18 protein-coding genes are annotated in these 24,385 nt (G+C 74.8%); 7 read left to right on the forward strand and 11 right to left on the reverse strand.

The genetic code is table 11. The annotated features are described in order from the left end of the window. Positions 1-10: 10 nt before the first annotated feature. Both ACWERV_RS31945 and ACWERV_RS31950 read right to left on the reverse strand, forming a co-directional pair. A complete protein-coding gene (locus ACWERV_RS31945; RefSeq protein ID WP_452939753.1) occupies positions 11-655 on the reverse strand; it encodes a response regulator in 645 nt (214 codons plus the stop codon). Further along, on the reverse strand, positions 652-1,815 hold the full coding sequence (locus ACWERV_RS31950) for a sensor histidine kinase (RefSeq protein WP_452939805.1): 1,164 nt from the start codon (positions 1,813-1,815) through the stop codon (positions 652-654). The genes ACWERV_RS31945 and ACWERV_RS31950 overlap by 4 nt, the downstream gene beginning before the upstream one ends. Before the next feature lie 299 nt (positions 1,816-2,114). Between ACWERV_RS31950 and ACWERV_RS31955 the strand changes: the two genes are divergently transcribed. Both ACWERV_RS31955 and ACWERV_RS31960 read left to right on the forward strand, forming a co-directional pair. Further along, positions 2,115-2,714 (forward strand): GlcG/HbpS family heme-binding protein, encoded by a 600-nt coding sequence (locus tag ACWERV_RS31955; RefSeq protein ID WP_452939756.1) that lies wholly within the window; start codon positions 2,115-2,117, stop codon positions 2,712-2,714. A 117-nt stretch (positions 2,715-2,831) separates the two neighbouring features. Next, entirely contained in the window at positions 2,832-3,428 is a 597-nt protein-coding gene (locus ACWERV_RS31960; RefSeq protein WP_452939758.1) for an ankyrin repeat domain-containing protein, read from the forward strand. A gap of 65 nt (positions 3,429-3,493) precedes the next feature. On the opposite strand, the gene ACWERV_RS31965 is transcribed toward ACWERV_RS31960, so the two are convergent. The 5 genes from ACWERV_RS31965 to ACWERV_RS31985 form a co-directional block, all read right to left on the reverse strand. Continuing rightward, positions 3,494-4,516 carry a DUF3533 domain-containing protein gene (locus ACWERV_RS31965; protein WP_452939808.1) on the reverse strand — a complete coding sequence of 341 codons (1,023 nt, stop codon included), beginning with the start codon at positions 4,514-4,516 and terminating at the stop codon, positions 3,494-3,496. A gap of 347 nt (positions 4,517-4,863) precedes the next feature. Next, entirely contained in the window at positions 4,864-5,424 is a 561-nt protein-coding gene (locus ACWERV_RS31970) for a nitroreductase family protein (RefSeq protein WP_452939761.1), read from the reverse strand. A gap of 36 nt (positions 5,425-5,460) precedes the next feature. Then, a complete protein-coding gene (locus tag ACWERV_RS31975; RefSeq protein ID WP_452939764.1) occupies positions 5,461-6,744 on the reverse strand; it encodes a CopD family protein in 1,284 nt (427 codons plus the stop codon). A 160-nt stretch (positions 6,745-6,904) separates the two neighbouring features. Then, positions 6,905-7,171, reverse strand: coding sequence for a metal-sensitive transcriptional regulator (locus tag ACWERV_RS31980; protein WP_031515006.1), 267 nt, complete (start codon positions 7,169-7,171; stop codon positions 6,905-6,907). A gap of 98 nt (positions 7,172-7,269) precedes the next feature. Then, on the reverse strand, positions 7,270-7,803 hold the full coding sequence (locus ACWERV_RS31985; RefSeq protein ID WP_452939767.1) for a DUF6328 family protein: 534 nt from the start codon (positions 7,801-7,803) through the stop codon (positions 7,270-7,272). A 410-nt stretch (positions 7,804-8,213) separates the two neighbouring features. Between ACWERV_RS31985 and ACWERV_RS31990 the strand changes: the two genes are divergently transcribed. Then, a complete protein-coding gene (locus ACWERV_RS31990; protein ID WP_452939770.1) occupies positions 8,214-11,234 on the forward strand; it encodes a glycoside hydrolase family 35 protein in 3,021 nt (1,006 codons plus the stop codon). A 66-nt stretch (positions 11,235-11,300) separates the two neighbouring features. Here ACWERV_RS31990 and fahA read toward each other — a convergent pair whose 3' ends face one another. Then, entirely contained in the window at positions 11,301-12,536 is a 1,236-nt protein-coding gene (gene fahA / locus ACWERV_RS31995) for a fumarylacetoacetase (RefSeq protein ID WP_452939773.1), read from the reverse strand. Between the two features lie 358 nt (positions 12,537-12,894). Here fahA and ACWERV_RS32000 point away from each other — a divergent pair, with 358 nt between their 5' ends. Beyond that, entirely contained in the window at positions 12,895-14,304 is a 1,410-nt protein-coding gene (locus ACWERV_RS32000; protein ID WP_452939811.1) for an SDR family NAD(P)-dependent oxidoreductase, read from the forward strand. Positions 14,305-14,325: 21 nt separating this feature from the next. Here the strand turns inward: ACWERV_RS32000 and ACWERV_RS32005 are convergent, their stop codons facing one another. Continuing rightward, complete coding sequence (locus ACWERV_RS32005; RefSeq protein ID WP_452939776.1) at positions 14,326-14,973, reverse strand: VOC family protein; 648 nt, start codon at positions 14,971-14,973, stop codon at positions 14,326-14,328. A 151-nt stretch (positions 14,974-15,124) separates the two neighbouring features. Between ACWERV_RS32005 and ACWERV_RS32010 the strand changes: the two genes are divergently transcribed. Both ACWERV_RS32010 and ACWERV_RS32015 read left to right on the forward strand, forming a co-directional pair. Further along, entirely contained in the window at positions 15,125-16,363 is a 1,239-nt protein-coding gene (locus ACWERV_RS32010) for a hypothetical protein (protein ID WP_452939778.1), read from the forward strand. Continuing rightward, a complete protein-coding gene (locus tag ACWERV_RS32015; protein WP_452939781.1) occupies positions 16,360-16,662 on the forward strand; it encodes a hypothetical protein in 303 nt (100 codons plus the stop codon). The genes ACWERV_RS32010 and ACWERV_RS32015 overlap by 4 nt, the downstream gene beginning before the upstream one ends. A 44-nt stretch (positions 16,663-16,706) precedes the next feature. Here the strand turns inward: ACWERV_RS32015 and ACWERV_RS32020 are convergent, their stop codons facing one another. Next, complete coding sequence (locus tag ACWERV_RS32020) at positions 16,707-18,884, reverse strand: ATP-binding protein (protein ID WP_452939784.1); 2,178 nt, start codon at positions 18,882-18,884, stop codon at positions 16,707-16,709. A gap of 230 nt (positions 18,885-19,114) precedes the next feature. Between ACWERV_RS32020 and ACWERV_RS32025 the strand changes: the two genes are divergently transcribed. Then, positions 19,115-22,243 carry a BTAD domain-containing putative transcriptional regulator gene (locus ACWERV_RS32025; RefSeq protein WP_452939786.1) on the forward strand — a complete coding sequence of 1,043 codons (3,129 nt, stop codon included), beginning with the start codon at positions 19,115-19,117 and terminating at the stop codon, positions 22,241-22,243. A 352-nt stretch (positions 22,244-22,595) separates the two neighbouring features. Here the strand turns inward: ACWERV_RS32025 and ACWERV_RS32030 are convergent, their stop codons facing one another. Beyond that, positions 22,596-24,359: a multicopper oxidase family protein gene (locus ACWERV_RS32030; protein ID WP_452939789.1), complete on the reverse strand. Its 1,764-nt coding sequence runs from the start codon at positions 24,357-24,359 to the stop codon at positions 22,596-22,598. Between the last annotated feature and the right edge of the window lie 26 nt (positions 24,360-24,385).

Consider the following 24,385-nt stretch of genomic DNA (forward strand, 5'->3'; position numbering starts at 1 on the left):
GGTCGAGGCGTCAGGGCAGCAGGCGCTGCTCCTTCGCCACCGCGACCGCCTCCGCGCGGGTGCTCACGCCGAGTTTGTCGTAGATGCGGCGCAGATGGGTCTTCACGGTGGTCTCGCCGATGAAGAGGGCGGCGGCGATGTCGCGGTTGGGGAGGCCGCGGGAGAGGTGGGTGAGGATGTCGCGTTCGCGGGGGGTGAGGGACGGGTGGGGGTGGCGCATGCGGGCCATCACGCGGTCGGCGACGGGGGCGGAGAGGGCGGGGCGGCCCTGCGCCGCGGCGCGGATCGCGGCGAAGAGCTCCTCCGGGCGTTCGGCCTTGAGCAGGTAGCCGGTCGCGCCCGCCTCGATGGCGCGGGTGACGTCGGCGTCGGTGTCGTACGTGGTGAGGACGAGGACGTGCGGGCCGCCGGGTGCGGCGGTGAGGCGGCGCGTCGCGGTGACGCCGTCCATGCCGGGGCCGAGCTGGAGGTCCATCAGTACGACGTCGGGACGGTGCCGGGCCGCCTGCGCGAGCGCTTCCTCGCCGGTGCCCGCCTCCGCGACGACCTCGATGCCGGGCGCGCTGTCGAGCAGGGCCAGCAGCCCGGCCCGTACGACGGCGTGGTCGTCGCAGAGCAGGACCCGCACGGGCGGCGGCGGGGCAGTGGCGGTCACCGGGGCTCCTCCAGGGGGATCGCGGCGGTCAGGACGGTGCCCGCGCCGGGCGCCGAGTCGACGGTGAGGGTGCCGCCGAGCTGCCGCAGCCGGGCGCGGGCGGCGGGCAGGCCGTGGCCGCGTTCCCCGGCGGGGGCGGCCGGGAGCGCGGCGGGGTCGAAGCCGCGGCCGTCGTCGGCGACGTCCAGCACCACCTGGTCGTCGAGGACGGTGAGGGTCAGCGTGGCCGTCGCGGCGCCCGCGTGCTCGCGGACGTTGGCCAGCGCGCCCTGCGCGATCCGCAGCAGCGCCGACTGCGCGCGTTCGGGCGGCGCGGCCCCGGTGTGGTCGTCGACGTGGACACGCACCGCGAGCCCGCCGCCGCTCTCCCGTTCGGCCAGCTCGCGCAGCGCCCGCGGCAGTCCGCCGCCCGCGGCGAGCCCGGCGGGGGCGAGGTCGCGGACGAAGCGGCGGGCCTCGGCGAGGCTGGTCTCGGCGATCGACGCGGCGGTGCGGACGTGGCCGCGCGCCTTGTCCGGCTCGGTGTCCCACGTGCGCTCGGCGGCCTGCAGCAGCATCCGCTGGCTGGACAGGCCCTGGGCGAGCGAGTCGTGGATCTCCATCGACAGCCGCTGCCGCTCGGCGAGGGTCCCGGCCCGCCGCTCGGTGGCGGCCAGTTCCCGGCGGGTACGGATCAGGTCGTCGATGAGCGTGCGCTGCCGGGCGTCCTGGCGCTGCATGAGGACGAAGACGGCGGTGGTGAAGGCGACGACGGCCGCGGGGCCGACCAGCAGGTCGAAGTCGAAGCGCGGTGCGAGGGCCAGCTGGGCGGCGGTCACCAGCACGGTGAGCAGCGCGACCAGCGCGAAGGCCGCCGCGCCCGGCAGGGTGCGCAGCGCCACGTAGACGAGCGGCACCGCCACCCACGCGAAGCTCGGCGCGAGCGTGACGAGCACCGCCCACACCACGACGACCGCGGCCAGCCACAGCAGCTGCCGCACCGGCGGCCAGGGCACCGGTACGCGGGGCAGCGCCCGCGGCATCCGGCGCACGCCCGCCGCGTAGAGGACGGCGAGCAGCACGGCCAGCGCGACCACCGGCCACACCCGTGCCTCGCCGCCGTGCCGCTGCACGAACCGCGCCATGGACGCGGCGAGCAGCACGAAGAACGTCACGTGCATGACCGCCGCGAGCCGGCGCGCGTCCGCGGCGGCGGGCTCGTCGCTCGTGCGCACCCCGTACCGCCTTCCGCACCGGGCTGGGGCCCTTCCGGGCCCTCCGAACAGGACAAACACTTCCATGGTGGCGGGCCCCCGAGGCGGTCGGGGTCATCCGTTCGGACGACCCGGGCGTCCTCCGCCCGGTCCGCCGCGTCGGCCCGGGACGACGACGGGGGAGCGGGCCGCCCGCGCCGACGATGGATTGCGGAGCGCCGGTCCGGCGGCTCCTCCGAAGCCCCCGATTCCTGGAGACACCCGTCATGCAGCAGGTCAAGAAGGTCTCGACACGTACTCGCGTGCTCACCGCCGGCGCCGTCGCCGCGGTCGTGATCGGCGGCGTCGGCGCCTGGTCCGCGAGCGCGTCCTCGCCGAAGTCCTCACCGAAGTCCTCACCGGAGGCGGCGACGCAGGCGGCTGCGGCCGCGGCGCCGAAGTCGGACGCGCGCGGCGGCGCCGTCGTGCAGACCGACCACCTCTCGGTCGCCGCCGCCACGAAGGCCGCACAGGCGGCTCTGGACGCGGCCGAGAAGGCGCACCAGCACGTCTCCGTCGCGGTCGTCGACCGCAACGGCAACACCCTGGTCACGCTGCGCGGCGACGGCGCGGGACCGCAGTCGTACCAGGCCGCGCAGGAGAAGGCCTTCACCGCGGTGTCGTGGAACGCCCCCACCTCCGAGCTGGCCACCCGCCTCGCGCAGGCCCCGACGCTCAAGGACATCCCCGGCACGCTCTTCCTCGCGGGCGGCGCGCCGGCCACGGCCAAGGGCGCCCCGGTCGCGGGCATCGGTGTCGCGGGCGCCCCGTCCGGCACGCAGGACGAGACGTTCGCGCAGGCCGGGGTCGCCGCGCTCGCCCATTGACTGACCGTCCCGCCGGGAAGCGGTGGCGTACGGTGCCTCCCGGCGCCGGGTACCGCCGGCCCGGGGACGACCGCACCCGGCACCACCACCCCCGCACCGGCAAGGAGCAGCCCACCGATGAACCGACCGGACACCGTACTGCTGGAGGCCGCCGCGAGCGGTGACACCCGCGCGGTGTGCGCCGCGCTCGCCGCGGGGGCCGGCACCGAGGCGCGGGACGCCCACCGGCGCACCCCGCTGCTGCTCGCCGCCCTCGGCGACCATGTCGAGGCCGCCCGCGCGCTGGTCGCGGCGGGCGCCGACCCGGACGCGCAGGACGACCGGGACGACAGCGCCTGGCTGGTCACGGGCGTCACCGGCAGCACGGCCATGATGCGGGTGCTGCTCCCGGCCGGGCCCGACCTGACGCTGACCAACCGCTTCGGCGGTGTCTCCGTCATCCCCGCGAGCGAACGCGGCCACGTGGACTACGTGCGTGCGGTGCTCGCGGAGACGTCGATCGACGTGAACCACGTCAACCGGCTCGGCTGGACGGCGCTGCTGGAGGCCGTCATCCTCGGCGACGGCGGCCGCGCCCACCAGCAGATCGTCGCCCTGCTGCTCGACGCGGGCGCCGATCCGGCGATCGCCGACGGCGACGGTGTCACGCCGCTCGCACACGCCGAGAAGCGCGGCTTCACCCAGATCGCGGCCCTGATCCGCGCGGCGGGCTGACCCCCGACGGGCCCCCGTTCCCCCGACCCACCGGGGAACGGGGGCCCACCGGGGAACGGGGCCCGTCACACGGCGGGGCGCGCGGCGGACCGGGCAACGAGGGCCCGCCGGGCGCGGCGGCCCCGGACCGCCGACGAGACGATCGCGACCAGGGCGCCGCCCGCCGCCCAGGCCACGAGCACCCAGATCGCCCCGGCGATGCCGTGGCCGTCGAAGTAGACGGTGTTGCGGACCGCCGTGGTGCCCGCGCCGGGCGGCAGGGCCTGGCCGATCGCCCGCCAGAAGGGCGGCAGCAGCGGCCCCGGGTAGACACCGCCCGAGCTGGGGTTGCCGAGGACGGTGAAGATCAGGATGGTCAGGCCCAGGCCGACCGTACCGGCCAGCGACTGCAGGGCGACCCCGGCCGCCGCCGACGCGTAGACGACGAGGGTGCCGATGCCGGCCAGCTCCCAGAAGGCGCCGGGCAGGCAGTTCAGCACCGGCCCCACGATGACCGCGCCCCCGACGCCGGACACGAACGCGTAGGGCAGCATCACCAGCAGCCGCACCAGGATGCGGCGCAGCGTCGGCCGCCGGGAGCCCGCGGCCATGCTCAGCGCGGAGGACGCGAGATAGCCGCCGATCGTCCAGCTCAGCACGAGGTAGAACGACGACAGCCCGCGGAAGTCGCCGGTCGCGGGCGGGCGGATGTCGCGGACGACGACATCGCGGTGCTGGGCGGCGTTGACGGTCCGTACGACCTTGGTGGCCGCGTCGCTCGCGGAGGAGCCCGCGGCGGAGGCGACGAGCAGGGTGTCCGCCCTGGCCCGCGGGTCGAGAAGGAGGGCCGCGTCCGTACGCCGGTCCAGCAGCCGCTGCCGGGCCTGCGCCTCGCCGGTGACGGCGGTCGCGTGCACCGGCTCGCCGGGCAGCGCGTTCAGCCGCGCGACGGCCGTCGGCAGGACGGACGGCGGGGCGGCCACGACGACGGGTACGCGGTGCGGCTTGGGCGCGTGGAAGGCGCCCATGTAGGAGAGCGCGAAACCGAGTTGGAGCAGCAGCACCCCGAAGACGACGAACGCGGACCGCGGTGTGACCGCGTCCCGCAGCTCCCGTACGACCCCGAGCAGGCCCCCGACCCCTTGCGCCTCGGCCGGATCGTAGGGCTCGCCGAACCCACCGGTCCCACCGTTCCCGCCCGAGCCAGAGCCCGAGCCCGAGCCTGCGCCCGAGCCCCCGTCGCCGCCCGGCGTCCCCGGGTCGCGGGGGTCCTCCGGCGTCGGGCCGGGCTGGTCCGCTCTGTGCGCCACCGTCGCCGCCCTTCCCTCGTACGCCGCCTCCCGGGCCCACGGCCGGGGTCGTCATAGCGTCGTTCGGGCAGGGGGCGGGTCCGTGCGGGCGCGCCCGCACGGGCGGCCCGGCCCAGCCGTTCGGCCCAGCCGCGCCGGGCCCGCCGCTACTGCGGCAGCGCCCAGGGCGCCGCGCGCAGGTCGGCGACGGTACGGCGGGTGCGCCCGGCGCGCGGCGCCTCGGCGGGCCTGCCGACGGCGACCATCGTGACGACCTCCCACCCGGGGCCGGGCTGCAGCTCGGCCGTCAGCTTCTCCAGGTCGAACGCGCGGAACTGGTGTGCGGCCAGCCCCATCGCCTGCGCCTGGAGCGTCAGATGCGCGACGGACTGCCCCAGGTCGTAGTCCGCGAACTCGGAGTAGAGCAGCCCGCTGTCCTCCACGCGGCGGTGCGCGAGGGTGACGACGAGCAGCCCGGCGTCCACCGCCCAGCGGGCGGAGCTGCGCGCGAGATGGGGCAGGATCCGTGCGTGGTCCGGCTCGCCGGGGCGGGCGGCGACGTACGCCCAGGGCTGCGAGTTCCCCGCGGAGGGCGCCCACCGGGCGGCCTCCAGCAGGAGGTCGACGGCACGGTCGTCCAGCACGCCCGACGGGTCGAACGCCGACGGGCTGAAGCGGCCGGCGAGCAGCGGGTGGAGGCCGTCGAGCGGCGGCTGATCACGGTTCACGCCGCCTCCAACCGGCGGCCGCCCGGCGGTATTCCGCTATCCGGCGGCAGCTTCCGGGGCGTGCGCCGCGTTCCGCCCCGCCTCCGGGGCGGCCCCGGCGTCCGGCCCCTGCGCGGCCAGGGCGCGGCGGCGCCGGGCGAGCCGGCCGGACAGGACGTAGCCGCCGACCGTCAGGGCGAGCACCGCGACCGTCTCCGCCGTGCCCCAGGTCCATGTGGACAGGCTCACCTCCTTCGTGGGGAGCCTGGGCAGGTCCTTCGGGTCCACGGCCGTCGCCGAGTGCCCGGCCACCTCCGCCTGGTAGGCCTGGTTGCGGGCCGAACCGTGCAGGAAGGGCGCGACGAACAGCACGCTGAGGACCAGCACCGCCTCGGTGGCCACGACGGCCGGGAAGGTGCGCACCAGCAGGACGTGCAGCGGACGGCGGTCGCCCGCGTCCCGCAGGGCCTCGACGCGCGGGTGCACCACGAACTGGTTGAACGCGCCGAGCAGCAGCAGGGTGCCGAAGATCAGGATCTTCACGCCGAGCACCCGCCCGTACATCGTGGACAGCAGCTGGCCCAGACCGTCCACGTGCTCCCAGTAGAGGAAGAGGCCCGACAGTGCGATGGCGGCCACGCAGCCCGTCGCCGCCGCGGAGAAGCGGCGTATCGCGGGGGAGAAGAAGGCGCCGCGGTCGGCGGGGGCGAGGGCGCCGGGCGCCGCGAGGAGCAGCAGGCCCAGCAGTCCGCCGGTCCACACCGCGCCGCCCAGCAGGTGGAGCATCCACATCGCGGTCTCGAAGACGGTACGCGGCCAGTCCTCCGGGACGGCGTCGGGGAACTTGGTGGTGCCGAGCGCGACGGCGCCCGCGGCGAGCCCCGCCGTCAGCAGCCACCCGCGGGCCGGGCCGGCCGCGTACCGGCGCAGCGCGAGCGGGGCGACGAGCACGGCGCCGGCGAGGACCAGCGTCACTTCGAGGCCGAGCAGGCGGCCGGAGTTGCTGCCGTCGTAGAGGGAGTGCCAGGCGGCGCCGTAGTCGTACCCGCCGTCGGCGGAGGCGCCGTGGGCCAGGTCGGTGAGCACCGCGGGGACGGCGAGCGCGCCGAGTACGGCCGCGGCGCGGGCCAGCCGCGCGGTCACGGCGGCGAGGGCGCGGGAGGAGATCCGGGCGGCGGGGCCCGCGGCCAGCAGCGCCAGCAGGACCAGGCCGGTGAAGCCCATGAGCGTGGTCCAGGCCGTCCAGCTCACTGCGCTGTCCGCGAAGGGGCCGAGCGGTGTGGAGGGGGCCGCGGCGGCCGCGTACGGCACGGGTGGGGGGAGCGGTGCGGGGAGGGACATGGCAGAGGAAACCCTTGCTCGCGTCGGACGAAACGGAGCTTAGGTTAGGCTCGCCTAACTTCAGGCGGCAATGTGATCCATCCGACCCGCCGGACGCTGAACGCGGGGGCCCCGGGATCCGTACCGACACGGACCCCGGGGGCCTTCGCGGGAAGGAAGGTCAGGCCAGGGTCAGGAAGAGCTTCTCCAGCTCCGCCTCGGACATGGGCGGCTGGTTCTCGTCCGCCGCCGTCATGCACTGCCGCATGCCGCTCGCGATGATCTTGAAGCCCGCCCGGTCCAGTGCGCGGGAGACGGCGGCGAGCTGGGTGACCACGTCCTTGCAGTCCCGGCCCGCCTCTATCATCGCGATGACACCGGAGAGCTGCCCCTGGGCCCGCCGCAAACGGTTGAGGACCGACTGCACCGCGTCCTCGTCCACCGCCATCCCCATGGCCGCCACTCCTCTCGTCCGGCAACCGTCCAGCGGTCCAGTGTACCCCCGGGGGTATGAAAAGCAGGGGGCCCGCGGACCGGCCGCCGCGCTCAGCCCTGCCGCACCGCGGCCGCCTGCCGGGCCCGCCGCACCGCCCACAGCGGCACCGCGAGCCAGCACAGCGCGAACCACAGCACGAGCCCCCCGGCCAGCCATCCGGCGAGCGCGTCCGGCACCACCAGGCGCAGGACCAGCAGCAGCGAGCAGGTCATCGTGCACAGCAGCAGGAACAGGCCGAGCACGGTCAGCCGCGAGGCCCAGACGACCGTCTCGGGCTTGAGGTGGTGGCCGGTCAGCAGGCGGTGCATCGCCGCCGGGCCCACCAGCACCCCGGTCGTCGCGGCGCCCAGCACGACCGAGGCCGCGTACAGGTGCCGCTCGGTGGCGGAGAGCTGGGCGAAGCGCTGCTGGAAGGCGACGGTGAGCAGGAAGCCGAAGAGGATCTGCACGCCGGTCTGCGCGACCCGCAGCTCCTGGAGCAGATCCGACCAGCGGCGGTCCGCCCGCTCCTCCACGGTCTCGTCACGCCCCGCGGCCGCCGGGTCGGCCGCGGCCTCCTGCTCCCCGGACGGGTGTTCCGTCATCGCGCGTGCTCCCTTCCGTGCCGGGGCGGCGGGCCGGGTGCCCGCCTGACTGAATCTGCCCCGGTCCGCCGGGTCCACCGGCCCGCCGCGCCGCGAATGGTCGAAAGTGTCGCGTCATGACCCGTGCGCGTCGCTTCGATGATTGAACACGTTTGAACGCGATGTGTTTTTTCCGGCCCCCTCCGCGCCCGGGGGCGGTCTGCCGCAGCGGCTCCGACCTGCGAGGAGTGTCGTGCTCGAAGGGGTGCCCGGCGTGCGAGCCTTCACCCGCCGCCTGCGCGCTCCTGGGGGATTATGTGCGAAAGTCTTGCGCGCCGACCCGGCCGAAGTTACGTTTCCGCGGCAACAGCCTCCCGCTCCCCGGGCACCCCCGTGCCCCGCACCGCCCTGTCGCCGAAGGGAATCCCCCCGTGGACCTGTCCCGCCGCACCTTCACCGCTCTGACCAGCGGCACGGCCGCCGCCCTCGCCCTGCCGGCCGTCGGCCACGCCACCGCCGCGGACGCCCCGGCGGCCCACGCCCCCGCGCCCGCCCCCGCCGGGCCGCTGCCCCGCCCCGCCGCCGACGGCAGGACCCACACCGTCGGCTTCGACCGCTACTCGCTGCTGATCGACGGCCGCCGTGTCCCGCTCTGGTCCGGCGAGGTGCACCCCTTCCGGCTGCCCAGCCCCTCCCTGTGGCGCGACGTCCTGCAGAAGATGGCCGCCAACGGCTACAACGCCGTCAGCATCTACGCCGCCTGGAACGTCCACTCGCCCGCGCCCGGCTCCTACGACTTCACCGGCGTCCGCGACCTCGACCGCTTCCTGGACCTGGCCGCCGAAGCCGGGCTGTACGTCATCGCGCGCCCCGGCCCGTACATCAACGCCGAGGTGGACGCGGGCGGTTACCCGGCCTGGCTGACGACGACGCCCGGTCGCGCCCGCACCAGCGACCCCGGCTACCTCGCCCACGCCGACGAGTGGCTCACCGCCGTCGACGCCGTGATCGCCCGCCACCTCCACACCACGGGCCGCGGCACGGTCGTGCTCTACCAGCTGGAGAACGAGTACGCCTCCTACGTCACCAGTGCCACCGGCCAGGACTACATGGCCCACCTCTACGCCAAGGTGCGCGCCGACGGCATCGACGTCCCGCTCTTCCACAACGACAAGGGACGCAACGGCTACTGGGCTCCCGGCGGCTTCGACACCGGCGGCGAGCAGGGCCGCTACCTCTACGCCTTCGACGGCTACCCCTCGCCCAGCGGCCTCGCCCCCGACTGGGGCTACTTCGGCACCGGCGGCGCCAAGGGCGGCGCGACCGCGAGCCCCGACACCCCCGGCTTCATGGCGGAGTTCGGCGGCGGCTGGTTCGACCCGTGGGGCGGCGCGGAATTCGGCGGCCTCGGCTACGCCGAATCCCGCAGGACCCGCGACGCGGCCTTCGAACGGCGCTTCTACCTCACCAACCTCGCCAACGGCATCAAGATCCACAACGTCTACATGACCTTCGGCGGCACCTCGTGGGGCTGGCTCCCCGCCCCCGTCGTCTACACCTCCTACGACTACGGCGCCGCCATCGACGAGGCCCGCAACCAGACACCCAAGCTGCTGCCGATGCGGCAGATCGGCGCCATGCTCGCCGCCTTCCCCGACCTCGGGCAGCTGGACCGCGCGGACGACGTGACCGCGACCCCCGTCACCGGCGGCGCCGTCCGCGTCTACCACCTGACGAGCCCCGACCGCGGCTCCCACCTGTACTTCCTGCGCAACGACGGCAGCGCCGACGCCACCTGCACGCTGCCCGTGACGACCGCCGCCGGGGAGCTGACCGTGCCCGCCGCGCCCGGCGGGCTGCGGGTCACCGGCAAGGACATGAAGGTCGTCGCCGCCAACCTCTCGCTCGGCCGCCGCGCCCTGCTCTACACCACCGCCCAGCCCATGTGGCGCGCCGCGGGCCGCACCCAGGACCTCGCGCTGCTCACCGGCCGCCCAGGCGACCCCGCCGAGACCGTGCTGCTGTGCCGCACCCGCCCCACCGTGACCGTCACCGACGGCTCCGCCGAGACCACCTGGGACGCGGACGCCGGCACGCTGCGGATCAACGCCGTCCTCGACGGCCTCACCCGCGTCCGTATCGAGGACGGCGGCAGCGGCACCCCCCTGCTGCTGCTCCTGGCCGACGACACCGCGGCCGCCACCCTCTGGCCGCGCACCACCGAGGCGGGCCCGCTGCTCGTCCGCGGCCCCGCCCTCGTCCGCTCCGCCCGCGTCCACGGCGTCAACCTCGACCTGACCGGCGACACCGACGCCCCCGCCCCGCTGGAGGTGTGGGCCCCGGACGGCGTCAAGCACATCGACTGGAACGGCCGGCGCGCCGCCACCCGCACCACCCGCGACGGCAGCCTCGCCGCCACCGCCCAGCTCCCCGGCCCCCGCCCGGTGCGGCTGCCCGAGCTGACCGGCTGGCGGTACGCGGCGGAGAACCCGGAGTCCGCCCCCGGCTTCGACGACCGCCGCTGGCGCACCTGCGACCTCACCACCTCGCACAGCTCCACCGCACTGCCCGCGGGCCAGCCCGCCGTGCTCTTCGCCGACGACTACGGCTGCTACTACGGCGACGTCTGGTACCGCGCCCAGGTCGGCGACGCGGCCGACGCCGAGACGCTGTCGCTCACCTACCAGGGCGGCACCCTCGGCCTGCTGATGGCCTGGTGGGACGGCCGCCCGCTCGGCACCCACCGGCTGCCGACCCCGGCCAAGGCCCAGGACACCGTCGCGAGCTGGACCGGCACCGCCGACTTCGCCGTCCCCGCCGACCTGCGCGGCGCGGGCCCGCACACCGTCGCCGTGCTGGTGCGCCCGATGGCCCACGCCGAGGACGGCGGCGCCAACGACGCCTTCAAGGCCGCCCGCGGCCTGCTCGCCGCGACCCTCGACGGCGCCCCGCTGACCTGGCGCATCCAGGGCGCGGCCGGGCTCGACACCGTACGCGGCGTGCTCAACACCGGCGGCCTGTACGGGGAGCGCTCCGGCTGGCACCTGCCCGGCTTCCCCGACGAGCGGTGGACGCGGGTGGACCTGCCGCACACCGTGACCCGGCAGGGCGTCGGCTGGTACCGCACGGACTTCCGGCTCGGCATCGACCCCGGCACGGACGCGTCGATCGGCCTGACCCTGACCGACGACCCGTCCCGCGCCTACCGCGTGCAGATCTTCCTCAACGGCTGGAACCTCGGCCAGTACGCCAACGACGTCGGCCCGCAGCACACCTTCGTGCTGCCGAACGGCATCCTGCGCACCCGCGGCTCCAACAGCCTCGCGCTGGCCGTCCTCGCCGACGGCACCACCCCGGCGGGCCTGCCGCTGCCCGAGCTGACGCTGCTCGGCGCGGTCGCGGGCGGCGTCCCCGTCGAGGACGTCCCCGCCCCCGGCCACCGCGGGCGCTGACCCCGTGCGGTCCGGCACCCGGCACCTGGTGCCGGGCCGCACGGCCTCCCCGGGCGGCGGGAGCGGTCAGCGCGCGGGTTCGACGCGCCCGGCCACCTCACCGAGGCCCACCGGGACACCGTCCGGGCCCGCGGCCGTCGCCGTGATGACGACCTCGTCGCCGTCCTCCAGGAAGGCCCGGCGGGAGCCGTCGGGCAGCTCCACCGGCCGCGTCCCGCCGTGCGTCAGCTCGATGAGCGCCCCGACCTGGTCCGGCGCGGGCCCGCTGACCGTGCCGGACGCGAACAGGTCGCCGGGGCGCAGGCTCGCGCCGTTCACCGTCAGGTGCGCCAGCATCTGCGCGTACGTCCAGTACATCGACGCGAAGGGCGGCCGGGTGACGGTGTGGCCGTTCAGCCGCAGCTCCATCGCGATGTCCAGGCCGCACGGCGGCTGCGCGCCCGCGTCGTCCAGGTACGGCAGCAGCGGCGTGTCCCGCGGCGGCGGGGCGGTACGGGCGTGCGCCAGCGCCTCCAGCGGCACCACCCACGCGGACACCGACGTCGCGAAGGACTTCCCCAGGAAGGGGCCGAGCGGCACGTACTCCCACGCCTGGACGTCACGCGCCGACCAGTCGTTGAGCAGGCACACACCGAAGACGTGCTCGTCCGCGTCGGCCATCGCGACCCGGCCGCCGCGCGGCGACGCGCCCCCCACCACGAAGCCCAGCTCCACCTCGACGTCCAGCCGCAGCGACGGCCCGTACGAGGGCGCGTCCTCGCCCGCCGCCCTGCGCTGCCCGCACGGCCGCGGCACCGGCGAGCCCGACACGACGACCGTGCCCGCGCGGCCGTGGTAGCCGATCGGCAGGTGCTTCCAGTTCGGGGTGAGCGGATCGGCGGCGTCGGGACGGAAGATCCGGCCGACGTTCGCGGCGTGGTGCTCGGAGGCGTAGAAGTCGACGTAGTCGGCGACCTCGAAGGGCAGATGCGGCACCGCCTGCGCGAGCGGCACCAGCAGCGGGGCGACCGCGGCCGCGTGCTCCGGCTCCGTCAGCCACCGCGTGACCGCCTCCCGCACCCGCGTCCACACCGGCCGCCCGGCGGCCAGCAGCGGGTTCAGCACCGGCGCCGACAGCAGCGCCACCACCTGCCCCGGGGCCCCCACCGCCCGCGCCGCGGCCCCCGCGTCCAGCACGTGCCCGCCGTAGCGCACCCCGATCCGGGGCGCCGGGTCCGCGGCGGTCGAATACACCCCGTAGGGCAGGTTGTGCGGCCCGAACGGATCGTCGAGCGGGACGGACAGCGGGTTCGCGGTGTTCAACGGACCTCCTGCGCGGGGCGGCGGCAACGCCCCGAGGCTACCGCCGGGGAGCCCGCCGCCGGGTTTGGAGCTGCCCGCAGGTCAAACGTAAAGTCGATCCGATGACCCGGGAGGCGTACCCCGGCGGCACGGGGCCGGCGGGACCGGCGCGGACACGGAGAGCGGCAGCGGCATGACGGCGACCACGCAGGACCTTCACGACCCCGGGCACGAGGACACGATCCCGCCCGCCGAGGCCGCGGAACCCGGTCTGCCCGGCGACTCCTCCGGCACGGACACCGTGCCCGGTATCGACGACGTGCCCGGCACCGCCATCGTGCCCGGCACCGGCGACGTGCCCGGTATCGACCCGGCCCGGATGGAGATCTGCCTCGCGGTGCTCGCCGAGCTCGACGGGCTGCCCGTCGACCACCCGGACGCCATCGCGGTACGCCGCGCCACCGCCGGGATCTACCGCACGGTCAAGCAGCGCCGCCGCCAGGAGCGCCGGGCCGCCAAGACCGAGAACGACAAGCGCGTCACCGAGGCCACCGCGACCGGCGCCGCCGACCGCATCGACGACGAGACGCTCGGCATCCGGCTCGCCCCCTCGGTCAGCACCGAGATCGCCGGCATCCTGGAGCGCCCCCGGTCCTGCTACGTCTGCAAGACCCGCTACGTCGAGGTCGACGCCTTCTACCACCAGCTGTGCCCGCCCTGCGCCGCCGAGAACCGGGCCCGCCGCGACGCGCGCACCGACCTCACCGGCCGCCGCGCGCTGCTGACCGGCGGGCGCGCCAAGATCGGCATGTACATCGCGCTGCGGCTGCTGCGGGACGGCGCGCACACGACCGTCACCACGCGCTTCCCGCGCGACGCCGTCCGCCGCTTCAAGGCGATGCCCGACAGCGACCAGTGGATACACCGGCTCAAGATCGTCGGCATCGACCTGCGCGACCCGGCCCAGGTCGTCGCGCTCGCCGACTCCGTGGCCGCCCAGGGCCCGCTGGACATCCTCATCAACAACGCCGCCCAGACCGTGCGCCGCTCCGAGGCCGCCTACCGCGAGCTGGTCACCGCCGAGTCCGCGCCGCTGCCCGCGGGCGAGCTGCCCGGCACCGAGGTCTTCGGCGCCTTCGGCAGCGGGGCCCGCACCGCCGCGGCGCTGCCCGCCCCGCGCAACGGCCGCGGGCTCACCGCCGAGGACGTCACGGGCCTGGCGCTGGTCAGCGGCTCCGCGTCGCTCGCCCGTATCGAGGCCGGAACGGCGATCGACGCGGGCGGCCTCGTCCCCGACCTGGACCCCAGCAACACCTGGGTCCAGACGGTCGGCGAGGTCGATCCGGTGGAGCTGCTGGAGGTCCAGCTCTGCAACATCACCGCGCCGTTCATCCTCGTCAGCCGGCTGCGCCCGGCGATGGCCGCGGCGGCGGCCCGGCGCAAGTACGTCGTCAACGTCTCCGCGATGGAGGGCCAGTTCTCGCGCGGCTACAAGGGCGCCGGACACCCGCACACCAACATGGCGAAGGCCGCGCTCAACATGCTCACGCGCACCAGCGCCAAGGAGATGCTGGAGAAGGACGGCATCCTCATGACCGCCGTCGACACCGGCTGGATCACCGACGAGCGCCCTCACCCCGACAAGATCCGCCTCGCCGCGGAGGGCTTCCACGCCCCCCTCGACCTCGTCGACGGCGCCGCCCGCGTCTACGACCCGATCGTGCGCGGCGAACTCGGCGAGGACCTGTACGGCTGCTTCCTGAAGGACTACGCCCCCGCCGCCTGGTGAGCCGTCCCGCCGCCCGGCCTCCTAGGCGCCGACCTCGAACTCGTTGCCCTCGGGGTCGGCGCGCTCTCCGGCGCGGCCGGGCGGTTCGGCGGCGAGCCGCAGCCGCAGCCGGTTCGCACCGGTCTTCGGCGCCGCGGGCGGGCCCATCACCAGCGGGGGCGCGACACCCGCGGGATCGCGCAGGCACACCCCCCACGCACCGCTCTCGGCGACCGGCCATCCGGTCGCGGCGGACCAGAAGCGGCCCTGCGCCTGCGCGTCCGCCGCGTCCAGGCATATCTGCGCGAGCACCGCGTCCGGCGCCCCGCGGTGCTCGGGCAGTACGCACAGTTCGTTGCCCTCGGGATCGGCCAGCACCTCCCAGGGCACGTCGCCCTGCCCGATGTCGGCCCGCACCGCCCCGAGCGCCAGCAGCCGTCGCACCACCGCCTCCTGCCCGGCGCCCCCGGCGAGGTCCAGGTGCAGCCGGTTCTTGCCGCGCTTGGCCCCCGCCCCGCCGCTGAACCGCAGCTCCGGCCCGCCCCCCGGTGGGCGCACCACCGTGCCGTCCTCCACCGGGCACCCGAGCGCCTCGGCCCAGAACCGAGCGAGCCCGCCCGGATCCACCGCGTCGATCACGACCGCGACCACACCGCCGGCCACCGCCACCACCCCTGTACCGGTCGTCATCCGACGACTCTATCGGGCGCGGCGACGGCCGGAACGGATCGCAAGGTTTCGTCAAGGCCTGGCCAAGGCTTTTGGTGCGCCGCCCGGACATTCCCCAACTCGTAGGTTTTCCGCTGCCCCGTGAGGGGCTCTACGGCCATCGAGGAGTGCCGTGTTCAACGGGGAGTCCATCGACCGGCAGCCCACCGGAGGAGGAGATGCCGCACCGTGGCGCACGCTCGCCGCACGCAAGAGGATTCTTGTGCTGGCGCACACCGAAGTCTACGGACGCAGGTTGCAGGACCTGGTCTCGCTCATCGAATCCGACATGCGTGTCGAGGTGACGTTCACCGTCCCCCCGCACCCGTTCAACGGAGGAGTCAGCCGCTACCTGGACGGGCTCGGAGCCGAGGTGATGCCGTGGGCCGAGGCCGTGCGCACCGACTTCGACCTGGCGCTCGCGGCGGGATCACAAGGAATGGAGCAGGTACGCGCCCCGCTGGTGCGGATCTCGCACGGCGGCGGTCACCTGTCGCTGACCCGGGTCGCGCCGGGAACGGTGACCGGGCCCGGCGCCCCGCCGCGCGAGCCCGCCGGCATCACCGGCCGCGGCCACCTGATGTGGGAGGGCGCGGTCGTGCCGCGCGCGGTCGCTCTCCCGCACCGTGACGACCTGCGGGCGCTGCGCCGCTGGTGCCCCGAGGCCCTGCCGGTCGCCGAAGTGGTGGGCGATCCCACGTACGACTGCATCGCGCTGAGCCTGCCCTTCCGTGACGAGTACCGCCAGGCGGTGGGGGTCGAACCGGATCAGGGACTGGTGCTGGCCACGACGACGTGGGGACAGCGCTCGCAGTTCAACCACCTCGACGCGCTGCTCCCGCGGTTGCTCACCGAGCTTCCGCGTAAGCACTTCCGTACCGCCCTCCTCATTCACCCCAATATTTTCTCCTTTCACAGTCGCTACCAGGTGCGGTCCTGGCTCGCCGACTGCCGCAAGGCGGGGGTTCTCGTGGTCCCCCCGGAAGCCGACTGGCGAGCCCTGCTGATCGCCGCCGACCACGTCATCGGCGACTTCAGCAGCGTGACACTCTACGCAACCATGACAAAAGCGCCCATCCTGCTCGCGCGCTACCCCTACGCGGACGCGAACCCGGCCTCCCCGGGTGTCGACATGGCGCTGACCGCGCCGGCGCTCAGCCCCACACGCCCTCTGACCGACCAGCTCGCCTACGCGGCGGCGCGGTATCCCCTGCGCGAGTACCGCACGATCGCACGTCGTATCTCGTCGGAGCCCGGCCGGTTCGCGCCGCGGATGCGCGCCCTGCTCTACCGGATCCTCGGCATCGGGCAGCCGGCGTGCCCGCCGCCGGTCGAGCCGGTGGTTCTGCGACCGGGCGAGCTGATCCTGTGAACGGCGGCATCGTCCCGGACCACGTGCGGGTGGAGCTGGACGGTACGACCTCCGAGGCATGGCGGTGCTCCGCCGACGTGCTCTTCGGTACAGGCGCCCCCGACCTGGCGGCGAAGCTGATCCGCCGCTACCCCGGCTGTCTCGTGGTGTCGCTGCGGGACGGTTCGGGCCGGTGCGTGACGCTGGTCCGTGCTGCGGGCGGGGGCGTCGTCGTGCGTGTGCACTCCGGAGTCGGCAGCGCCTGCGCGCACGCCGTGCTCGTGTCGCTGCTGTACGGACAGCTGGTGGCGGGCGACTAGTACACCCTTCGGTGGCCTGCGGAGCCGGCCCGCGGGCCACCGGTTCACCCCGCGTCGAGGTGGCGCAGCCGGTCGGCAAGCCGTCGCGCGTCTCTCGGGCTGATCGGTGTGTAACGGGCGAGGGACTGCCGGAAACAGTCCCTCGCTTGCACGTCGTCGCCGCGACGGTGTGCCGCCGTCCCCATCAGCTCCCACACGCGGGCCTGCCAGTGGCGCGCCCCGCACGCCTCCAGCTCGGTGAGCGCGAGGTGCAGCTCCTGCTCGGCGAGCGCGCCCTGCCCCTCACTCGCGGCGTGAGCGACCCCGAGGACGGCCAGCGCACGCGCGGCGTCGTACGGGGCGGGTACGGTCAGCAGGTCGGCGCGGGCGCGGGTGAGCAGCTCCACGGCCTCGTGTGCCTGACCGGCGTCGACCGCCAGTTCGCCGAGCGAGAGCCGGGAGAGCGCGGCGCCCCGCAGATGGCCGATGGAATCACGCAGCGCGAGCGCGCGGCGGTAGTAGTCCGCGGCAGGCCCGGGGCGGCCGGCGAACTGGTTGGCCTGGCCCAGACCGTGCAGCGCCTGCGCCTGCGCCCGTGCGTCCGCGTGCTCCCGGGCCAGGTCCAGCGCCCGGTCGAACCACCTGGCCGCCTCGTCGAAGCTGCCGGTGTTGCACAACCCGCCCGCGCCGGTCGTCAGCATCTGGATCACCGCCTCAGGACGTCCCGCGCGCTCGGCGGCGGCCAGCCCCACCCGGTGCGCCTCGACCCACATGTCCGCGGGGCGCAGCCGCGCCCACAGCGGCTGCATCCCGTCGACGAGCTGCCAGGCCGTGTCGTCCCAGCCGTTCTCCACCGCGATGCGCACGGCGGCCATGAGGTCCAGGCGTTCGGCGTCCAGCCAGGCGAGCGCGTCCGCGGGATCGGTGAAGGGCGCCGGGCCCTGCGGGACATGCAGGTAGGTGCGGTTCAGCCGGCGGTGCGTGGGCGACAGCAGCGTACGTGCCTCGGTGGCCGTCCACAGATACCAGTCCAGTGCCCGGCGCACCGTGTCGGCGCGCTCCTCGGCGGGATCCTCAGCGGCTGCTCGCTGAGCCGCGTGCAGGCGTATCAGGTCGTGGAAGCGGTAGCGGTCCGGTGCCAGTTCCTCCAGCAGGCTGATATCGACGAGTTCGTCCAGCAGCGACCGCGCGTCCGCGGTCGACAGCGCACAGGCCGCCGCCACGAGGCCCGCCCCGAAGACGGCGGCCGGAAGCAGCCCCAGTTGCCGGTAGCCCCCCGCCGCGCCGGCGGGCAACCCCTGGTACGACGCGTCCAGCGCGGTCTGTACGGCGAGGTCGGTGCCGGCGCGCAGGCCTGCCAGGCGGTCGTTGTCCCCGCTCATCGCCCCCACGAGGGCGGTCAGCGCCTGCCGGGGCCGCACGGCGAGCCGGGCGGCGGCGACACACACTGCCAGCGGTAGCCCGGCACACAGCTCCGCGAGCAGCTTCACCGCGTCGCGCTCACGCGCCGCCCGGTCGGCGCCGAGGCGCCGGCCGAGCAGCTCCACGGTCGCGGACGGAGCCAGGACGTCGAGGTGGTGGAAGGCGGCGCCGTCGACGGCGAGCCCCGAGAGCCGACTGCGGCTGGTGACGGCGACGAGGGAGTCGGGCGCGGCAGTCACCAGTGGGCGCACCTGGGCCGCGCTGAGCGCGTTGTCCAGCATCACGGCGATCCGCAGGTCAGCGGTGACGGTTCGCCACAGCGAGGCCTTCTCCGCGAGTTCGGCCGGCGGCCGTTCCACCCCGACCGCGCGCAGGAAGCGCGCGAGCACCTCGTCCGGCGAAACAGGATCGGACCCGCTGTAGCCGCGCAGGTCGGCGTAGAGCTGCCCGTCCGGGTAGTCCTCCGTGAGGCGCCGCAGCCAGGCGACGGTCAGCGCGGTCTTGCCGACACCCGCCGCACCGGTGACGACCACGACCGGGGCGGCGCTGCCCGGTCCCGCGCCGCGCAGCGCGTCGAGAGCGGCCAGATCGTCGACCCGGTCGGTGAAGTGCGCGGCCCCGGGGATGAGCTGGCGGGGCACCGGGACGTCGGGGGCGCGGCCGGAATCCGCCGCCCGGTGGGTGTGCAGGTGGACCCCGCCGCTGATGGTGCCGGCCTGGACGACCGGTCCGGTGACGGAGGCGCCGTCCACGCTGTTGGCGGTGCCTCCGGCCCGGGGGCCTGCGGCACCGGGCGGTTCCTGGGACGGCGGTTGGGCCACGTCTGTCCTCCCGGTACGTCCCGAGGCCGTGTCCACTCCGACCTGCCATCGTCGGAGCAGGGCGCCTGGCTGTGCCGGGACAGCCCATTCTCGACCTTGAAAGACCGCTAATGACAACGTAAGAAATGATTCAGCCAATAATTTCCCACATCCGAGGGAACCTACTTATCGAAGTTGACAGTGTGTCACTCTTGTCGCGCAGGGTGTGTACCGGCGTGAGGAGCGTGCTGGTGGACATCGACATCCGGGTGCTCGGCCCGGTCGAGCTCAGGGTCGGCGGGCAGCTCCGGATGCATGGCGCCGCCAAGGCACTCCAGATGCTGGCCGCCCTCGCCCTGGACGCCGGCCGGCCCGTACCGCTGGACACCCTCGCCGTCCGGATCTGGGACGACGACCCCCCCGGCAAGCCGCGCGCGTCGCTGCACTCCTACGCCGCCCGGATCCGTCACCACCTCGGCCAGGACCGCCTCACACAGTCCGCCCACGCCTACGTGCTCGACGTCGCCCCCGACGTCGTCGACCAGCACCGGTTCCGGCGCTTCACGGCCCAGGCCCGCTCCCTCGCCGCCAGCGGGGACGACGCCCACGCGCTCGACCTCCTCCGCCAGGCGGAAGCCCTGTGGCACGGCGCCCCGCTCACCGGCTTCAACGGCCTGTGGAGCGCCCAGGCCAGGCGCCGGCTGATGGAGCAGCACCTGGAGGCGCGGGTGCTGCGGGCCGAGATCGCGTTACGCGCGGGACGCTACGACGACGCCCACACCGACCTCCTGGCGCTGTCCGAGCGGTACCCCGAGGACGAGACCGTGATCGCGCTGTTCATGGTCGCGGCCTACGGATCGGGCCGGCAGGCGCAGGCGCTGCGCACGTACGAGTCACTGCGCAGGCGGCTGCGGGGCCACGGCGCGGACCCCGGACAGGCACTCTCCCGCGTGCACGGCGCGATCCTGCGGCAGGAGCCCGCCGACACCCTGATCGCCGGTCCCGGACGCCGGCCCGGCCCTGCGCCCCTCGCGCCCAACAACCTCCCGGCGCAGAGCGGCACACTCATCGGCCGGGCGGAGGAACTGCACGTCCTGCGCACCCCCACGCCGGGTGTCGTCGCTCTGCGGGGCGTCACAGGGATGCCGGGCGTGGGCAAGACCCAGCTCGCGCTGTACGCCGCCCGCCGGCTCGCCCCGCATTACCCCGCGGCCCAGCTCTACGCCAACCTCCAAGGCCACTCCGGCCGCGTCCCGGTCACCCCACACGCCGCGCTCACCACCCTGCTGCGGCAGCTCGGCGTCCCCGCCGCCGACCTCCCGCACGAACTGGACGACCTCACCACCCTGTGGCGCACCCTGCTCGCCGCCCGGCGGGCGATCGTCGTCCTCGACGACGCCGCCGGGCCGGATCAGGTGCGGCCGCTGCTGCCCGGCGACACCCCGTCGCTGGTCATCGTCACCAGTCGGCAGCGGCTCAGCGGGCTGCCCGGCGTACGCCACATCACCCTGGACGTGCTCGCCCCGCCGGACGCCGAGGCGCTGTTCGTCAGCCTCGTGGACGACGGCCGGCACCACGACGCGGGGGACGTGGCCGCGCTGGCCCGACTGTGCGGACATCTGCCCCTGGCCCTGGACATCCTCGCGGCGCGGCTGCGTTCCCACCCGACGTGGACCGCCGCCCACCTCGTGCAGCGGCTGACGCACGGTGCCGGGCGGCTCGCCGAGATCCGCGACGGGGAGCACGAGATCACCAAGGTCTTCGCGCTCTCCTACGACACCCTGCCCGCCCCGCAGCGCCGGGTCTTCCGGCTGCTCGCGCTGCACTTCGGTCCGACCTTCGGCATCCCGGCCACCGCCGCGCTCGCCGGGATGGACCCGGCCGGGACCGAACGAGTCCTCGAAGCGCTCCTCGACGCCCATCTGATCCGCGAGACCGCGCCCGAGCGCTACGACGTGCACGACCTCCTCGCGGCCTACGCGCGCTCCCTCATGGACCGGGAGCCGCCCGCCGAGCGGGAGGCGGCGCTCGCCCGGCTGGCCTGTTTCTACCTTCATGCCACGGCCGCCGCCGACCGCGTCCTCTTCGGCCGCAATCCGCGCCTGCCGCTCCTCCCGGCGGAGCCCCCGTACGACCAGCCGGTCTGGGCGGGCGACTCCGACGCGCGCGCCTGGCTGCGCGACGAGACCGAGGCGGTCGTCACGGCGGAGCTCCATCTGCGGGCCCAGGGAGACCGCCGCTCGGCCGCGTGCCTGGCGCACTTCGCCGCCGAGCACCTCATGGCCGAGTGCCGGTGGGCGGAGGCGGAGGGCATGCACAAGCACGCCGCGCAGTGGTGGCGCGCGGCGGGCGACCCGTCCGCCGAGGCCCACGCGCTGCTCGCGCTGGCCGAGGTGCAGTCGCGCACCGGTCGCTACGACCCCGCCGGACGCACCGCCGAACGCGCCCTGGCCACCGCCGTCCAGGTCGGAGACGCCTCCGCGCAGGCCCAGGCACTTCGGGCGCTCGGCCTGCTCGCCTGGGACCTGGGGCGGTTGCGGGAGTCGCTGGACCTGCAGCGGCGTGCGCTGCGGCTGCAGGAGGAGCTGGGCGATCTTTATCAGATCGCGCGATGCAGGAACAACGTGGGCATCATCACTTTGCATCTGGGCGACTACGCGCCTGCCATGCAGGCGTTCCGCGAGGCGCTGGCGGGATTCGTCAGCACGAAGGACCCGCGTGGTGAGGCGCAGGCGTTGAACAACACCGCCGAAGGCCACCGGCGGATGGCGGAACACGAACTGGCGCACAGCGCCTTCCGGCGGGCTGCCGACCTCTTCGAGCGGGCCGGCACCCGCTCCGAGGCAGCGGTCGGCCGACTGAACGTGGCTCTCACGATGCCCGTCCCGGAGCGGCTCGACGAGGCGCTGGACATGAGCCGTGAGTGCCTGGCGGTCTTCCGCGAGCTCGGCGGCCGACGGGAGGAAGCCGTCGCGCTGAATGTGATCGGCACGATCTTCCGCCGGGCCGCACGGGACGACGAATCCGTGGCGCACCACACGGCGGCACTGAACCTCGCCCGCGACCTGGGAACCGCACACGAGGAAATGGAAGCGCTGCGCGGTCTGGGGAAAGCGGAGTTGCACGCGGGTCGCACCGCTGTCGCCCACCAGCACCTGTCGGGGGCCCTGGTCCTCGCCCGCAGCATAGAGGCCGCCACGGAGGAGGCGGAAATCCATGCCGCGCTCGCCGAATGGCATATGACAAAGGGATATGCGGATACCGCGTCCCAGCACCTGCGCGCCGCCTACTCGATCGAAATCCACCAGATCCCGGCGCGTGCCGCGCGCACGCTGGCCCGGCTCCGGGAGCTCGAAGGCCAAGAGGGAAAGGCCGAGTGAAGTCGCAGGTGGATCCGCTGATCACTATTTCCTGACCATCCGTCACCGCGGGTTTGTGAGCCGAGACGGAGATCGCTAATGTGGGCGCCTCTCGCCCCGGTGCGGATCTTCGACTCCGCGCCGTCCGGGCGCACTCACGATCTCCGAGGAGTCGCCTTGCCATTTGCACTTCCGCCGACGCCGCCCGCTTTCGTCGTCATGGCGGATGCCGTACCCATGCGGCAGGAGAAGGCGGAACCGGTGATTCCCGGTCCGGCCGCCCTTACCGGAATACCATCGGCCGAGCCGGAGCACTGCACTCCGTCGGCGCAGATACTGATCCTGCCGTAGCCGTGGCTGCGGCCCGCCGGCGTCAGACGGTCAGCCGGTAGCGGGCCATCATGCAGTCGTCCTCGTGGTCGAGGATGTGGCAGTGCCAGACGTAGCCGCGCAGGCTCATGCCGTCCAGGGCGGTGAAGGGGGCGTCGGGGTCGAAGCCGAGTTCGGCGGCGTCGGGGAAGCGGACCAGGACCCGGGTGACGGTGGCGGGCGGGCAGGCGACGGTGTCCTTCAGGCCCGTCTCCCAGGGGGAGGGCGGCTGGGCGGCGCCGAGGAGGTAGGCGTCGGGGGAGGGGCGCCAGGGGGTGCCCGCGGCCGGGCGGGGGTTGGCCCGCACGTAGGACTCGATGTCGAGGCGCTGCCGGTCCAGGACGCGCATGTGCACCAGGTGCAGGTGCATCGGGTGCGCCTGCGGGGACGCGTTGACGAACTCCCACACCTCCGTCGTGCCCTGCCGCGGGGCGGCGACCGGCCCCTGGTCGTACAGCAGGTTGTCCATCGTCATCCCGGCGGGCGGGTAGCCGGGGACGCGGGCCGGGGTGAGGGTGACGATCCGCCGTGCGGCCGTGGGCTGCGGCGGCGCGGACAGCGCGGCGGGCAGGCCGGGGCCGCCGCGCAGCCGGTCGGGCGGGGGAGAGGAGAAGCCGCGCACCCCGGTGCCGGTGAAGCGCATGATGTCGGTGGTCGGGCCGATCCCGGTCGCCGCCACCACGTCGGGCGACTCCTGCTGGTCGTTGGTCAGGTCGACGTGCTCGCCCGCCGCGAGCGAACCGAAGTCGACGACGAGGTCCAGGCGTTCGCCGGGGGCGACGCGGACGGACGTCGTGCGGACCGGGGCGTCCAGCAGCCCGCCGTCCGCGCCGACCACCCAGAAGGGCATCCGGTCGGAGAAGAACAGCCGGTAGGCGCGCGCGTTGGACGCGTTGAGCAGCCGCAGCCGGTAGAAACCGCGGGCGACCTCCAGATACGGCGACACCACCCCGTTGACGGTCATCGTGTCGCCGAACATCGCGCCCTCCCAGTGCCCCTGCGGCACCGAGCGGGAGGTGCGGAAGACCAGCGAGCCGTTCTCGCCGAAGCGGCGGTCGGCGAGCGTGAGCGGCACCTCGAACTCGCCGCCGGGCAGCCCGAGCGGGTTGCCGTCCGTGCCGGTGTCGTACGCGTCGCGCAGCAGGTACTGGCCGGCGAGCCCGGCCACCGCGTTGAGCCGGGTGATGCCCATCGCGTGGTCGTGGTACCAGAGGTGGCCCGCCTGCTGGTCGTTCGGGTGGCGGTAGGTCATGCTGCCGCCCGGCCGGAAGGTGTTCTCGGGGTGGCCGTCCGCCTCCGGCGGGGTCACCGCGCCGTGCAGGTGCACGGAGGTGCGCGGCTGCGTGCGGTCGAGCTCGGACGCGCCCTGGAGCGAGGGATCGACGTCGGCGGCGAACAGGTGCCCGTCGAAGCCGTTGCTGAAGGTCAGCGAGAGGGGCACACCGCGCTGCGCCTCGATCGTCGGGCCCAGGTAGGGCTGCCCGCCGTACGACCACGTCTGCGCCGTGCCCAGGTCACGGTGGAAGCGGTGCGTCGCGGGGGCCATGGCCAGCGTCCGGTCGCCGGTGAGCACGGGCGGCACCGGCAGCGCGTCGACGTACGGCGTCAGCTGCGGCGAGGCGAAGGTGAGCTGCCGGGCACCCGGCCGGGGGCTGGGGCCGTGGCCCGTCCCGGCCGCACGGGCGGCCCCTCCCGAGGCGCCGAGCGCCCCGGCGGCGCCGAGTCCGGCGGCGGTGAGCAGCGAGCGACGGGACGGGCCGTTCGGCATGCGGGCTCCTCGGGGGTCGGCGAGGA

This window comes from Streptomyces sp. NPDC004031 (genome assembly GCF_053604375.1).

What these genes read in the sequence shown, in the direction of transcription:
- ACWERV_RS31950 (WP_452939805.1), bottom strand. Translation starts at nt 1,815, where the DNA reads ATGCACGTGACGTTCTTCGTGCTGCTCGCCGCGTCCATGGCGCGGTTC.
- ACWERV_RS31955 (WP_452939756.1), top strand. Translation starts at nt 2,115, where the DNA reads ATGCAGCAGGTCAAGAAGGTCTCGACACGTACTCGCGTGCTCACCGCC.
- ACWERV_RS31960 (WP_452939758.1), top strand. Translation starts at nt 2,832, where the DNA reads ATGAACCGACCGGACACCGTACTGCTGGAGGCCGCCGCGAGCGGTGAC.
- ACWERV_RS31975 (WP_452939764.1), bottom strand. Translation starts at nt 6,744, where the DNA reads ATGTCCCTCCCCGCACCGCTCCCCCCACCCGTGCCGTACGCGGCCGCC.
- ACWERV_RS31980 (WP_031515006.1), bottom strand. Translation starts at nt 7,171, where the DNA reads ATGGCGGTGGACGAGGACGCGGTGCAGTCGGTCCTCAACCGTTTGCGG.
- ACWERV_RS31985 (WP_452939767.1), bottom strand. Translation starts at nt 7,803, where the DNA reads ATGACGGAACACCCGTCCGGGGAGCAGGAGGCCGCGGCCGACCCGGCG.
- ACWERV_RS32000 (WP_452939811.1), top strand. Translation starts at nt 12,895, where the DNA reads ATGGAGATCTGCCTCGCGGTGCTCGCCGAGCTCGACGGGCTGCCCGTC.
- ACWERV_RS32005 (WP_452939776.1), bottom strand. Translation starts at nt 14,973, where the DNA reads ATGACGACCGGTACAGGGGTGGTGGCGGTGGCCGGCGGTGTGGTCGCG.
- ACWERV_RS32030 (WP_452939789.1), bottom strand. Translation starts at nt 24,359, where the DNA reads ATGCCGAACGGCCCGTCCCGTCGCTCGCTGCTCACCGCCGCCGGACTC.